The sequence below is a fragment of the Streptomyces sp. NBC_00005 genome (genome assembly GCF_045160215.1).
In the GTDB taxonomy this organism is placed as follows: Bacteria; Actinomycetota; Actinomycetes; order Streptomycetales; family Streptomycetaceae; genus Streptomyces.
Genome location: NZ_CP108316.1, coordinates 9,542,555 through 9,555,574, shown reverse-complemented (window position 1 = coordinate 9,555,574; position 13,020 = coordinate 9,542,555). Strand labels below are relative to the sequence as shown.

At 70.0% G+C, this 13,020-nt stretch carries 12 protein-coding genes; 8 read left to right on the top strand and 4 right to left on the bottom strand.

Annotated elements, in window-relative coordinates:
- Positions 1-46: 46 nt before the first annotated feature.
- From OG303_RS43610 to OG303_RS43585, 6 genes are all read left to right on the top strand, one after another.
- Complete coding sequence (locus OG303_RS43610; protein WP_405875452.1) at positions 47-1,381, top strand: ABC transporter substrate-binding protein; 1,335 nt, start codon at positions 47-49, stop codon at positions 1,379-1,381.
- Entirely contained in the window at positions 1,378-2,292 is a 915-nt protein-coding gene (locus OG303_RS43605) for a carbohydrate ABC transporter permease (protein ID WP_405875451.1), read from the top strand. Before OG303_RS43610 ends, OG303_RS43605 begins: the two co-directional genes overlap by 4 nt.
- The gene (locus OG303_RS43600) at positions 2,289-3,242 is read left to right on the top strand and encodes a carbohydrate ABC transporter permease (protein WP_405875450.1); all 954 of its coding nucleotides are present in this window, start codon (positions 2,289-2,291) and stop codon (positions 3,240-3,242) included. Before OG303_RS43605 ends, OG303_RS43600 begins: the two co-directional genes overlap by 4 nt.
- A gap of 53 nt (positions 3,243-3,295) precedes the next feature.
- Positions 3,296-4,204 (top strand): 5-dehydro-4-deoxyglucarate dehydratase, encoded by a 909-nt coding sequence (locus OG303_RS43595; RefSeq protein WP_405875449.1) that lies wholly within the window; start codon positions 3,296-3,298, stop codon positions 4,202-4,204.
- Positions 4,201-5,460 carry a glucarate dehydratase family protein gene (locus tag OG303_RS43590; protein ID WP_405875448.1) on the top strand — a complete coding sequence of 420 codons (1,260 nt, stop codon included), beginning with the start codon at positions 4,201-4,203 and terminating at the stop codon, positions 5,458-5,460. Before OG303_RS43595 ends, OG303_RS43590 begins: the two co-directional genes overlap by 4 nt.
- A gap of 297 nt (positions 5,461-5,757) precedes the next feature.
- Entirely contained in the window at positions 5,758-6,552 is a 795-nt protein-coding gene (locus OG303_RS43585; protein ID WP_405875447.1) for a LuxR C-terminal-related transcriptional regulator, read from the top strand.
- 15 nt (positions 6,553-6,567) lie between these two features.
- Here the strand turns inward: OG303_RS43585 and OG303_RS43580 are convergent, their stop codons facing one another.
- From OG303_RS43580 to OG303_RS43565, 4 genes are all read right to left on the bottom strand, one after another.
- Positions 6,568-7,185, bottom strand: a complete 618-nt coding sequence (locus OG303_RS43580) for a DinB family protein (RefSeq protein ID WP_405875446.1) — start codon at positions 7,183-7,185, stop codon at positions 6,568-6,570.
- A gap of 150 nt (positions 7,186-7,335) precedes the next feature.
- A complete protein-coding gene (locus tag OG303_RS43575; protein ID WP_405875445.1) occupies positions 7,336-8,817 on the bottom strand; it encodes an MFS transporter in 1,482 nt (493 codons plus the stop codon).
- Positions 8,818-9,027: 210 nt separating this feature from the next.
- The gene (gene paaZ, locus OG303_RS43570) at positions 9,028-10,572 is read right to left on the bottom strand and encodes a phenylacetic acid degradation bifunctional protein PaaZ (protein WP_405875444.1); all 1,545 of its coding nucleotides are present in this window, start codon (positions 10,570-10,572) and stop codon (positions 9,028-9,030) included.
- A gap of 49 nt (positions 10,573-10,621) precedes the next feature.
- Positions 10,622-11,482 carry a VOC family protein gene (locus OG303_RS43565; protein ID WP_405875443.1) on the bottom strand — a complete coding sequence of 287 codons (861 nt, stop codon included), beginning with the start codon at positions 11,480-11,482 and terminating at the stop codon, positions 10,622-10,624.
- Between the two features lie 81 nt (positions 11,483-11,563).
- On the opposite strand from OG303_RS43565, the gene OG303_RS43560 reads away from it, so the two are divergent.
- Together OG303_RS43560 and OG303_RS43555 are read left to right on the top strand one after the other, a co-directional pair.
- Positions 11,564-12,154 carry a carboxymuconolactone decarboxylase family protein gene (locus OG303_RS43560; RefSeq protein WP_405875442.1) on the top strand — a complete coding sequence of 197 codons (591 nt, stop codon included), beginning with the start codon at positions 11,564-11,566 and terminating at the stop codon, positions 12,152-12,154.
- On the top strand, positions 12,151-12,999 hold the full coding sequence (locus OG303_RS43555; protein ID WP_405875441.1) for a fumarylacetoacetate hydrolase family protein: 849 nt from the start codon (positions 12,151-12,153) through the stop codon (positions 12,997-12,999). The genes OG303_RS43560 and OG303_RS43555 overlap by 4 nt, the downstream gene beginning before the upstream one ends.
- Positions 13,000-13,020 lie beyond the last annotated feature (21 nt).

Genomic DNA, 13,020 nt, shown 5'->3' with positions numbered 1-13,020 from the left:
CATTTAGATTCGTGAAACGAGTTCACGAATATGAACGGAGGTGCCCATGGGCGATCGTCGACGAAGTCGCCGCCTGGCTGCCGCCCTCGCCGCAGCGGGGCTCGCATTCGGAACGGCCGCCTGTGGCTCCGGTTCCGGCAGCTCCGGTTCCGGCGACCCGAACACGCTCGAGGTGTGGACCCGGAGCAATCCGGACTCCGCCGCCACCTACGACCGTGTCTTCGCCGCCTTCACCAAGAAGACCGGAATCAAGATCGACTACCAGCCGGTCGTCAACTTCGACCAGCAGTTGCAGGCGCGGGCCTCCACCAAGGACCTGCCCGACGTCATGATCAACGACACGGCGCTGATGGGCAGTTACCAGAGCCAGGGCCTGCTCAAGCCGATCGACCCCGACTCGATCACCGGGCACGACCAGATCACCGCGAAGAGCTGGTCCTCCACCGTGGGCCTCGACGGCAAGCACTACGGCATCCCGTACTCGCGTCAGGCCCAGACCCTGATGATCCGCAAGGACTGGCTGAAGAAGCTCGGCCTCGAGGCTCCCACGACCTGGCAACAGATGCTCACCGTCGCCAAGGCCTTCGCCACCCGCGACCCGGACGGGGACGGCAAGAAGGACACCTACGGCATGGTCGCCCCCGGCAGCGCCATGAACGGCTACTCCGCCTGGTGGGGCGCCAACTTCCTGTGGCAGGCCGGCGCGAAGATCATCGAGCCGGCCGGCCAAGGCGGTTACCGCCCCGCCATGGACTCGGCGGCGGCCGTGAGCGCCGTCACCTGGATGAAGGACAACCTCTTCTGCGGCGCCAAGGGCGTCCTGCAGCCCGGCGCCGTGAGCGCCGTGACCGGCACCGCCACCAACTTCCAGGACGGCAACGCCGGTATGTACCTCACCGGCCCGTACAACATGGCCACGTTCGACACGACGCCCGGCAAGAACAAGTACGAGGTCGTGCCGGCCCCCGCGGGCCCTGCGGGCAACGACGTGCTGGCCGACGGCGAGAACGTCTACTTCGGCGCCAGGACCGGAAAGACCGAGCAGGAACAGGCACTTGCCGCCTTCCTGGTCTCCCCCGAGGGCCAGAAGATCGCCATGGTCGGCGTCGACGGCCACCAGCCCGTCGTGCGCATCCCCACCAACTCCACGCTGGACGCGGCCGAGGTGCGCGGCGACGCGCGCTGGAGCGTCGTACAGAAGGCGTACGAGGACGCGTCCGAGCAGTTCCCCAACGCCCCCGACTTCGCCCCGATCAAGCAGGACACCGCAGACAGCCTCAACGCCCTGTTCACGTACTGCGGCAGTGACGTCCGCTCCGGTCTGAAGGAGCTCAACGAAACCCTCGCCGGTGACCTCAAGGACCAGGACCTGTTGAAATGACAGCTACCGTGACCACGCCCACAGGGCGCAGGGGGTCGAGAGGCCTCAGCAAGAAGGCCGTCCTGCCCTGGCTGTTCCTCGCCCCCGGACTGCTGCTCGCCCTCGTCTTCAAGTTCCTGCCGATGGGCAAGGGCATCTGGCTCAGCTTCTTCAAGGTGCGGCCCTTCCTCGGCGACAAGTGGGTCGGCCTCGACAACTACACGCGCGTGCTGAGCGACCACCGCTTCCAGGACGCGATCGGCCACACCCTCGTCCTGGGCGTCGGCATCTCGCTGGGCGCGATCCTCGTGGGCTTCGTGCTGGCCCTGCTCCTCGAGGGCCAGGCACGTTCGCTGAGGATCGTGCGTACAGCCGTGTTCCTGCCCGTCGTCACCGCGACCGCGGTCGTCGGCGAGCTGTGGCGGCTGATGTACTACCCGACCTCCGACGGCCTGGTCAACAGCGCCCTCGGCTTCCTCGGCATCGGCCCGGTGCCGTTCCTCGACAACCCCCACACCGCGCTGTGGTCGACCATGGTCATGGGCATCTGGATGGCAGCCCCGTACAACATGGTGATCATCCTCGCCGGGCTCGCCGGCGTCGACCGCTCCCTGTACGAGGCCGCCGCGATGGACGGCGTCTCCCTGTGGCAGCGCCTGCGCCACATCACGCTGCCCGCGATCCGCCCGGCCCTCGGCATCGTCCTCACGCTCGCCGCCATCCGCGGCCTGCGCGTCTTCACCGAGGTGTACGTCCTCACGGGGGGCGGCCCGGCCGGGTCCACCGACGTCTGGATGACCCGCGCCTACACCCTCGGCTTCACCCGCAACGACATCGGCGGGGCCTCCGCGGCCTCCGTCGTCCTGCTCTGCGTGACGCTCCTGCTCACCGTCACCGTCAACTACTTCCGCAAGAGGGGAGACGTGCGATGAGCGCCCCCGCCCTCGACCCCGTCCGCACACCGTCCGACGAGGTCCTGGCCGCTCCCGCCAAGCGGGGCGGCAGGCAGGCCAGGACCACTCCGGCCCGCTTCGACACCGCCCTCGGCTGGAGCGACAAGCCGGGGCTCGCCCTGGGCCTGCGGGTTCTGCTCTGCGTGATCGCCCTGGCGATCTTCGCGGCCCCCTTCCTGACCATCATCTCGGGTGCCCTCAGCACGAACCCCAGTGGCTCCTCGCTGTCCTTCCTCCCGCACCACCCCACGCTGTTGAACATCCGGGTGGCGGGCGAGCGTGGCATCTGGGACTACTTCACCAACTCCCTTGTCATCGCGGGCGGCGGGCTGCTGCTCCAGCTCGTGGTGTCGGTGTTCGCCGCGTACGCCCTGGCCCGGCACCGCTTCCGCGGCCAGGCCCTGATCCTGACCTTGTTCATGCTGACGATGATGCTTCCGGAAGAGGTCATCGCCATCCCGCTGTCCCTGGTCCTCGGCCATGTCCCGGTCGTCGGCGTGGACTTGAAGGGAACGGTCTGGGCGGTGATCCTGCCGCTCGGCGCCTGGGGCTTCTCGGTGATGCTGCTGACCGAGTTCATGAAGGACATCCCCACCGAGATCGAGGAAGCCGCCCGCATCGACGGCGTCGGCGAGCTGCGGATGCTGTGGCAGGTCATCCTGCCGCTGTGCAAACCCGCGCTCGGCGTGGCCGGCGTGCTCGGCTTCATCATGATCTGGGACCAGTACCTGCTGCCCCTGATCGCCGCCAAGGACCCCACCGACTACACGGTCACCGTCGCCCTGTCCATCCTGCGCTCCGACCCCGAGGTCGGCTCCGGGGTGGTGCTGGCCGGTGCGGTCATCGCGCTCGTCCCGAGCCTGATCGTCTATCTGCTCCTCCAGCGCTCGCTGGTCACCGGCATAGCCGCCGGCGCCACCAAGGGCTGACGCCCCACACCGTAGTAAGGGTTGACCCCCCACACCGTAGTTACGAGGGAGACATGAAGTTCCAAGGAGTGTTGTTCTTCCCGGTCACGCCGTTCACCGCGGACGGCGCGCTGGACGAGGAACGGCTCGCGCGGCACATCGAGTCCGGTGTCACGGCCGGCGCGGGCGGCGTGTTCGTCGCCTGCGGCACCGGTGAGTTCCACGCGCTGACGCCGGAGGAGATCGAACGCGCCACACGCGTCGCGGTCGAGGTGGCCGGCGGCCGGGTGCCGGTCCTGGCAGCCGCGGGCGGCCCTCCCCCGGTCGCCCGGGACCAGGCCGCCCGCGTCGAACGCGCCGGCGCCGACGGCATCCTGCTGCTGCCGCCGTACCTGGTGAGCGCGCCGCAGCAGGGCCTGGTGCGGTACGTCGAGGAGGTCACCGCGGCGAGCGACCTGCCGGTGATCTTCTACCAGCGCGGCACCGCCCGGCTGACGGAGGCGACGGCGGCCGGGATCGCGGCCCTGCCCAAGGTGGTCGGCCTCAAGGACGGTCTCGGCGACATCGAGCGGATGCACCGCATCGTCCGGGCCGTGCGCGCCGTACCGGGAACCGAGGACTTCCAGTTCTTCAACGGCCTGCCCACGGCGGAGATGACGGCGCCCGCCTACCGCGGCATCGGCGTCGAGCTGTACTCCTCCGCGGTGTTCGCGTTCGCCCCCGAGATCGCCCTCGCCTTCCACCGGGCGCTGGCCCTCGGTGACGAGACGCGGGTGAACACCCTGCTCGACGAGTTCTACGGCCCCCTGGTCGAACTCCGCGACGAGGTACCGGGATACGCCGTGGCGCTCGTCAAGGCCGGGGTGACGATCCGCGGCCTGGACGTCGGCGGCGTCCGGGCACCCCTGGTCGACCCCACACCGGAGCACGTGGCCCGGCTGGCGAAACTGATCGACCACGGTCTGGAGGTGGTGGGCGCATGAGCACCACCGGTGGCACGAGGATCCGCGAGCTGATCGTCACCCCGATCGCCTTCCGCGACCCGCCCCTGCTCAACTCCAATGGCGTGCACGAGCCGCTGGCCCTGCGCGTCATCCTCCAACTCGTTTTGGAGGACGGCACGGTGGGCCTCGGCGAGTCGCCGGGCGGCACCGCCCGGCTGGAGCGACTCGAGGCCGCGGCGAAGGTCGTGGTGGGCATGGACGTCTTCGACACGACGGCCGTCGCCGCCGCGATCGACGCCGCCCTGCTGCCGACGGTGCCCAGCTCCCACGAACGGGGCTGGACCACCTCGGCGGTGGAGGTGGCCTGCCTCGACGCGCAGGGCAAGCTGCTCGGGCGGCCGGTCAGCGATCTGCTCGGCGGCAAGGTCCGCGACTCCGTGCCCTTCGCCGCGTACCTCTTCTACAAGTGGGCCGAACATCCCGCGCTCGACGGCCGGGCGGCCGTCGGCGACGACTGGGGCGAGGCGCTGGATCCCGCCGGGATCGTCGAGCAGGCCCGGCTGATGCAGGAGCGGTACGGCTTCACCTCGTTCAAGCTAAAGGGCGGCGTCTTCCCGCCGGACGAGGAGATCGCCGCGATCAGGGCCCTGGCGGAGGCCTTTCCCGGGCAGCCGCTGCGCCTCGACCCCAACACGGCCTGGACGGTGGAGACGTCGGCGTACGTCGCCCGCGAACTGGACGGCGTACTCGAGTACTTGGAGGACCCGACCAGGAGCATCGAGGGCATGGCCCAGGTGGCGAAGGAGTCGCCGCTCCCCCTGGCCACCAACATGTGCGTGATCGCCTGGGAGCATCTGAAGCCCGCGATCGAGCAGAACGCGATCCAGGTGCTCCTCACCGACCACCACTACTGGGGCGGACTGCGCCGCACCCGTGAACTCGCCGCGGTCTGCGAGGCGTTCGGGCTCGCCCTGTCCATGCACTCCAACTCGCACCTGGGTATCAGCCTCGCCGCCATGACGCACGTCGCGGCGGCCATCCCCAACCTCGACCACTCCTGCGACACGCACTACCCGTGGAACTCGGCCGACGACGTCGTCCTCCCCGGGGTCCTGGAGTTCCGTGACGGCGAGGTCGCGGTCCCGACCGGCCCGGGCCTGGGCGTGGAGCTGGACCACGACGCCCTCGACCGTCTGCACCGGCTGTACGTGGACTCGGGGATGCGGTCGCGCGACGACACCGGATACATGCGGCGGATCCAGCCGGAGTACGAGCTCAAGCTGCCGCGGTGGTGACGTCCGGCATCTCGACGTCGCCGGCGAGAGCGAACGGGCCTCGCCGGCGGCGGAGTCGGGCGGGGATTTTGGTGTGAGTCGTGCGGGCCGCCGGTCCCCCGTGCCGGCGGCCCGCACGGTGAGGGGATCCCGGCGTCCTCCCCAGGCGCCGGGTCTCCCCCTGCTGTGGCCGCCGGAGGGCGGATGTGCTGGAGTACACCCGAGAACGTCGCTGTTGCTCGGATGAAGTCTCCAGCAGCAGAGGGCGTCGCCGGTATGGGTACAACTGCGTACGCGGCGGACGAGCGGAGTGGGAACGTGGCACAGGTGCTGGGCGAGGCCCACGAACGCATGCTGTCGGTGGCCGTCGCGGCACTCCACGAACGTGAGCCGGAGCGGCTGTGGCCGCTGCTGGCCGGTGCCCTGCCCGACCTGTGCGGCGGCGAGACCCTCATCTACAAGCTCGACGACTGGAACGAGGCCGAGGGCACGGTCGGCATGCCACCGGGCGCCGCCGCCGAGTTCGACAGGCTCGGGGAGGAGGACCTGGGCCTCCTGCGCACGGGGTTTCCGTTCGCGGACCACTACGCGTCCGGGCCCGACAGGACTCCCCTCACCGCGCGCCGGGCCGTCGGCCCCGCATGGTCCGCGAGCCCGACCGCGCTGCTGATCGGCGACGTCATCGACGCGGACCACGTACTGGCGATTCCGCTGCCCCGGACTACGACGCCGATCACCGGATGCATGGTCTACCGCTCGGGAGCGGACTTCACCGACGACGACCTGCGAGCGGCCCAGCAGGTGCAACCGCTGCTGGCGGCGGTCGAGCAGCAGCGGCAACTCCTCGAACGCTGGCGGCGGTCGGCCGTTCCGTCCCCGGACCCGGGCTCCGCGCACGAAGTGGCCGCGGACTGCGCCCTCACTCCCCGGGAGCTGACCGTCCTGCTGCTGCTCACGGACGCCCTGACCGCGGCCGCGATCGGCCGACGGCTCGGCATCTCGGACCGTACGGTCCACAAGCACGTCGAGAAGATCTACCGCAAACTCGGCACCCGCGACCGCATCAGCACGGTCCTGCGGGCCCAGCAACTGGGGCTGGTCCCCAGGCCGTGACCCGTGGCGGTGCGGTCAGGGCCGCCGGGCGCGGTACAGGTCGCGCAGCAGGGCGATCTCGGCCCCGTGGTGCAGGACTTCCTGGTTGACCCACCACACGATGTCGACGAACGGCTCTTCCGGGTCGCTGCCGTGGGGGTAGGTGCAGTGACCGACGGTGTCGAGCGCCGTGTCGTCGACGCTCAGCAGCGCCTTCCGCCAGGCCGTGGCGCCGGCGTCGAAGGCGGCGAGGGCCGCTGCCGTGTCCCCGCTGACGGGGTAGTCGTCCCGGGTGAGGGCGTGGCTGCCTGCCGTGTGATCGGCGCGGAGGAAGAGCATCTCGCTCAGGTGGCTCAGCCGCCACGCGAGGGTGGTGAAGGGCGGCGGCCAGGGGTGCGGACAGGACGCGGCGTCGCGTCCCCACGCTCCGGTTCCGGCCAGCTCGGTCGCGCGCGGACCCGGTCCGTCCGCCCGCCGCCGGACCGACCAGCAGTCCGGCACCGGTTCCCAGAGGTACTCCTCATCGGTCATGGCAGCGACCTCGGTGTCCGAACCGTCGCCGCTGTCCATCACCGGCCCGGTCAGGCGGGCGGCCAGACGGGTACGGGCGAAGTCGAACTGCTCCAGCAACGGGGCCAGTCGAGAGGGGGTCACGAACGCTCCCACGGCGAACTCGTCGGTGCACGGCAGAGGCACGAACCGAGCCGTCAGCCTGGCACGACCGGCATGCGTGCCGCCGCTCGTTTTCAGGTGACGGGCCGACAGACCCTGCCACCCCGTACAGCACAGCCCCAAGGATGGGGCTCAGCCCTGCCCCGGCCCCATGCCGCCCTTGAGGCGTTCCAGGTCGGAGGGGCGGACCTGGATCGCCACCACGGCGACCAGCGCGGCGATGACGGTGAAGATCGCCGCCATGACGAAGGCGGCCGAGATCCCGGCGGTGAGTACCTCGTCGGACCAGGGCTTCGGGAGCTGACCGGTGCGCTGGAAGCGCAGGCGTTCGGCCGGGGTCGCCTGTGCCAGGAAGCGCGGGATCTGCTTGTTGGCCTCGTTGGTACTGGCCGTGCCGAACATCGTGACCAGGATGGACAGCCCGAGTGAACCGCCCACCTGCTGGGTGGCGTTGAGGAGTCCGGAGGCCGCGCCGGTCTCCTGGACGGAGACGTTGGAGAGCGCCATGAGCGTGAGCGAGACGAACTCCATGCCCATGCCCAGGCCGAAGACGCAGATCGGGCCGAGGATGCTGCCCGCATAGGTGGAGTGCACGTCGGTCAGGGTCAGCCAGGCCAGCCCCGCCGCCGCGAGGACGGCGCCCACCACCATGAAGGGTTTGGGACCGAACCTGGGCAGGAATTTCGAGGCGAGCGCCGCGCCGACTGCGATCACCGCGCTGACCGGCAGGAAGGCGAGCCCCGCCTGCAGCGGGCTGAAGCCCAGCACGTCCTGCACGAAGAGCGTGAGGAAGAAGAACATGCCGAAGATCGCGGCGGCGAGGCTCAGCATGATGCCGTAGGTGCCCGAGCGGTTGCGGTCGGCGAACATGTGCAGCGGGGTGATGGGCTGCCGGGAGTTCCGCTCGACGAGGATGAACACCGCCAGGATGACGACCGCCGCGGCGAACGAGGCCAGCGTGAGCGGGTCCCGCCACCCTTCCTGGGCGGCTCTGATGAACCCGTACACCAGCAGCACCATGCCCAGGGTGGAAGTCAGCGCGCCGGCGATGTCGAAGTGGCCCGGGTGGCGTTCGGACTCCTTGATCCAGCGGGGTGCGGCGAGGGCGATGAGCAGGCCGATCGGGACGTTGACGAAGAGCACCCAGCGCCAGTTCAGCCACTCGACGATCATCCCGCCCGCGAGCAGCCCGATGGCGCCGCCGCCCGAGGAGACCGCGGCGAACACGCCGAAGGCCCGGTTGCGTTCCGGGCCTTCGCGGAAGGTCGTGCTGATCAGGGCGAGCGAGGTCGGGGAGGCGATGGCGCCGCCCACCCCCTGCAGGGCGCGTGCGGCGAGGAGTTGGCCGGAGTTCTGGGCGAACCCTCCCAGCAGGGAGGCCAGGGCGAAGAGCAGCACGCCGAAGACAAAGACGCGCCGCCTGCCGAGGATGTCGCCGACCCTGCCGCCGAGCAGCAGCAGGCCGCCGAAGGTGAGGGTGTACGCGTTGACCACCCAGGACAGGCTGGTGGTCGAGAAGTCCAGGTCGCGCTGGATGTGCGGCAGCGCGATGTTCACGATGGTGATGTCCAGGACCACCATCAGTTGGCACGACGCGATGACCAGCAGCGCCATGCCGTTTCCTCCGCCGCCCGGTTGCCGGGTGGCGGCTTGTTCTGGGGTGGTCGGCCGGGGGCTGCTGCTCATGGTGTCTCGCGCTCTCGAAGGTCGAACCCTCGCGAGTGGTCAGTGAACGGTTCCGTCCACTGTGGTGTCCACCGTTCGACCGTACGCCCCTGTCGTGATCGTCACCACTTGTTTGGCTCGGTGCCTGTTTACACCGGTTTACAGGGAGTCGAGCAGGCGGGGTGAGGCCTGGAGCGCCGTCCTCTGCATCAGGTCGAGGACACCGCGGATGCCGCCCATCTCCGAGCCGCCTCCGGCCCTGCCGGGGCCGCCGTGCCGGAGGGCGGGCAGGGGCGATCCGTGTCCGGTGGTCTGCGTCATGGTCGTGGAGTCCAGCAGGTGCAGTCGGCCGTGCCAGGGGGCCGCCTCCCGGACGAAGGCGGTCGTCCAGGCGAGGTCGTCGCCGACCACGGAGGCGGCGAGGCTGCCCCGGCCGCGGGCGATCAGGTCGGTGACGTGGGCCGTGTCGCGGTAGGCCAGGACGGACACGGCCGGGCCGAACGGCTCGACCTCGTGGGGCGCCGAGGCGTCCGGATCCGCGGAGATGAGCAATGTGTCCAGGAAGGCGCCCCGTTCAGGATCGGCGTCGATCACGCGCACCTTCTCGGGGTCACCGTGGACGAAGCGGCCGGACTCGGCGATCTTCCGCGCGGCCCGTCGTACGTCGTCGCGCTGCGCGAGGCTGACAACCGGCCCCATCCGCACGCCCTCCGCGGCGGGGTTGCCGATGGTCACCCCGGCGAGCTCGGAGGCGACGGCGTCGAGCGCGGCGGCCTCGTGCTCCCGTGGGACGAGGACGCGGCGGATCGCGGTGCACTTCTGGCCCGCCTTGACCGTCATCTCCGTCACGACCTCGCGGACGAACGCCTCGAACAGCGGTGTTCCGGGCGCGACATCCGGTGCCAGCACAATGGCGTTGACCGAGTCCGCCTCGGCGTTGAAACGGACCGAGCGGGCCACGACGTCGGGGTGCGTGCGCAGCGTCTGTGCGGTGGCTGCCGAGCCGGTGAAGGAAAGGACGTCCTGCTCCTGAAGCAGGCCGAGCGCCGGCCGTACCGAGCCCACGACCAACTGCAGTGCGCCGGGCGGCAGAACACCCGCGTCGGCGATGATCCGTACGAGGTGTTGAGTGAGGTACGCGGTCGGGGTGGCCGGCTTCACCACGCTGGGCAGGCCGGCGAGGAGTGCTTGGGCCAGCTTCTCCAGGGGCGCCCACACCGGGAAGTTGAAGGCGTTCACCTGGAGCATCAACCCCGGTGAGGGGCTGACGAGATGGACGCCCAGGAAGTCGTCACCCCGCGCGAGGCGTTCGGCCGGGCCTTCGACGAGATGCACGGCGTCCGGCAGTTCGGCGCGCGCCCGGGTCGCGTAGTCGCGCAGGACACGGATGCCGCCGTCGACGTCGTAGCGGGCGTCGTTGAGGGTGGCTCCGGCGCGGGTCGAGAGGGCGTAGAGCTCCTCGCGGCGGGCGCGGACGGCCGCGGCGACGGCGTCCAGCAGGTCCGCCCGCCGATGGAAGGTCAGCGTCCGCAGCGCGGGGCCGCCGACGTGACGGGCGTGGCCGAACGCGGCCGCGAGGTCGAGGCCTTGGGAGGAGACGCGGCAGACCGTCTCGCCCGTGACGGCGTCGCACACGTCAACCGCCGTGGAATCGGCTGCCGTTGACGCGACCCAGGTGTCCTGCAGATGGCTCTCGAGAAGCATGGGGTACGGCCCGCTTTCTTTCGGAGGGGTCGGGGAATGCGAAGTCGGGCTACGGGACCGGGTGATGACCCCAGATGTCGGCCGTGTACGTACGGCTCACCCAGGTGCTCTCGTCGACCTGCACGCCGCCGGCGCCGATCTCGATGCCGAAGCCGGCCGGTGAGGTCATGTAGAACGAGAACATTCCGTCGTTGGCGTGCTTGCCGAGCGTGGCCATGAGCCTGACGTCGTGCTCACGCGTCCGGTCGAGGGCGCGGCCGACCTCCTCCGGGGTGGTCACCTCGCACAGGATGTGGTGGGTGCCCTCGTTCTTGTACGAGCGGATGAAGGCGATGCTGTGGTGCCTCGGGTTGCAGCCGAGGAAGTAGAACGTGCCCCAGGGGTAGTCGGCAGTGTCGCTGAGCCGGAAGCCCAGCACGTCGCAGTAGAAGTCGACGGCCTCCTGGACGTGCGGCGTCTTCATCACGACGTGCCCGAGCCCCTGTTCGCCGGTCACGAAGTCGACGCCCAGCGGTGACACGAACTGGCTCGGGGCGAGCCGGCGGCCGCAGAACAGCTCGGTGCGGATGCCGAGGGGGCCGCCGAAGTGCACCATGCGGGTCACCTGGCGGTCCCTGCACTCCTCCTCGGTGCCTGCCGTGACGTCGACGCCCGCCTCCTTGAGCCGCACCGTCATGTCGTCGATGGCCGTCCCGTCGCGGACCTCCCAGCCGATGACGGTGACGCCACCGGTCTCGGCCTCCGTCAGCCACATGCGGAACGGGTGCTGGTCCATCCGCAGGCGATGGCGCACGGGCCCTTCAGGCTCCCCCGGCTCGACCGCGAGACCTATCACTGTGCGGGCGTACTCCGCCCACGCTGTCGGATCGGGCGCGCCGATCCCTACGTAACCAAGGCTCTGGATCGTCATGCCGAGGACGATATTTGTTAGACCCTTGACGGTCAAGGCTCTGACGAATACGTTGCCGTCATCGAGCCGAGGAGGACTCCGATGCCGGAGAAGCCCCGCCTGCACCCCGTCGACGAGGCGGACCTGCAGGAGAAGACACTGGCGTCGCTGGCGCCGTACCGGGACCAGGACGGCCGGATCTACGCGATCTGGGCGACGCTGGCCCACCACGAGGACGCGCTGCGCCGCTACCTCGTCTTCAGCAACCACGTGCTGGGCAAGAACACCCTGCCGCTGAAGTCCCGGGAGCTGATGATCCTGCGGATCGCGGCCCGGGCGCAGGCGGCATACGAGTGGGACCAGCACGTGCGGATCGCCCGCCGCGCCGGGCTCGCCGACGAGACGATCCTGGCCGCCGCGACCGGCGCCTGGGACGGGCTCGACGAGCTCGACCGGGTGCTGCTCACCGCCACCGACTCGCTCGTCGACCGCCAGGGTGTCGACGACGCGCTGTGGGACCGGCTGACCGTCCACCTGAGCACCGAGCAGGTCATCGACGTCCTCTACACCGTCGGCCAGTACCTGACCGTCGCCACCGTCATCAACACGCTCGGCGTCCGGACGGAGGGCGACCTCGCGCTTCCCCTCCCCCGGCCCGCCGACCAGCACGTTCAGAAGGAAGTGCCCGCATGAAGCTCGCCAACCTCGCCGGCCGCCCCGTCGTCGTGAAGGGCGACCGCGCCCTCGACATCGCGAACGCGAGCAAGGGAGCGATCGAGCCGCGCCTGGAGGTGCTGTCCGACCTCTCCCTGCAGGACGAGCTGCGCGCCCTCGCCGAGCGAGCCGCCGAGGCGGACTGGAAGCCGTTCGAGCCCAGTGACCTGGGCCGCGTCGCCAAGCCGTACAAGGCGATCGGGGTGGCCCTCAACTACCGTGCGCACGCCGAGGAGTCGAACCTCCCCGTGCCGGACGAGCCGTCCGTCTTCGCGAAGTTCGCCTCGTCCGTCGTCGGCCCGTACGACCAGATCGTGGTCGAGCCCCAGTACGACAAGGTCGACTACGAGGCCGAGCTCGTCGTCGTCATGGGCAAGGCCGGCAAGAACATCTCCGAGGCCGACGCCTGGTCGTACGTCGCGGGCGTGACCGCCGGGCAGGACATCAGCGACCGCAAGGAACAGTGGCGCAAGCCGATCAACCAGTTCACACTGCCGAAGTCGTACGACACCTTCAGCCCGATCGGCCCCTATCTGGTGACGGTCGACGAGTTCGAGGACCCGGACGACATCGAGGTGGCCGGCTGGGTCGACGACCTCGAGGTGCAGCGGGGCCGCACCTCGGACCTGATCTTCTCCGTGCCCGAGCTGATCGCCTGGCTGTCGAAGCGGGTGACGTTCGAGCCGGGCGACCTGATCTTCACCGGGACCCCGGCCGGCTGCGGCGTCCGCCGCACCCCACGGCTGTACCTCACCGAAGGTAAGGTCCTGCGGACCGAGGTCACGGGCGTCGGCACCATGGTCAACCCGGTCATCTCAGGCTGACCGAACAGAAGGGCGGGAGAT

Excerpts from the sequence above, each read along its gene's own strand:
- OG303_RS43610 (WP_405875452.1), top strand. The coding sequence starts at position 47 with ATGGGCGATCGTCGACGAAGTCGCCGCCTGGCTGCCGCCCTCGCCGCA.
- OG303_RS43605 (WP_405875451.1), top strand. The coding sequence starts at position 1,378 with ATGACAGCTACCGTGACCACGCCCACAGGGCGCAGGGGGTCGAGAGGC.
- OG303_RS43600 (WP_405875450.1), top strand. The coding sequence starts at position 2,289 with ATGAGCGCCCCCGCCCTCGACCCCGTCCGCACACCGTCCGACGAGGTC.
- OG303_RS43595 (WP_405875449.1), top strand. The coding sequence starts at position 3,296 with ATGAAGTTCCAAGGAGTGTTGTTCTTCCCGGTCACGCCGTTCACCGCG.
- OG303_RS43590 (WP_405875448.1), top strand. The coding sequence starts at position 4,201 with ATGAGCACCACCGGTGGCACGAGGATCCGCGAGCTGATCGTCACCCCG.
- OG303_RS43575 (WP_405875445.1), bottom strand. The coding sequence starts at position 8,817 with ATGGCGCTGCTGGTCATCGCGTCGTGCCAACTGATGGTGGTCCTGGAC.
- paaZ (WP_405875444.1), bottom strand. The coding sequence starts at position 10,572 with ATGCTTCTCGAGAGCCATCTGCAGGACACCTGGGTCGCGTCAACGGCA.
- OG303_RS43565 (WP_405875443.1), bottom strand. The coding sequence starts at position 11,482 with ATGACGATCCAGAGCCTTGGTTACGTAGGGATCGGCGCGCCCGATCCG.
- OG303_RS43560 (WP_405875442.1), top strand. The coding sequence starts at position 11,564 with ATGCCGGAGAAGCCCCGCCTGCACCCCGTCGACGAGGCGGACCTGCAG.
- OG303_RS43555 (WP_405875441.1), top strand. The coding sequence starts at position 12,151 with ATGAAGCTCGCCAACCTCGCCGGCCGCCCCGTCGTCGTGAAGGGCGAC.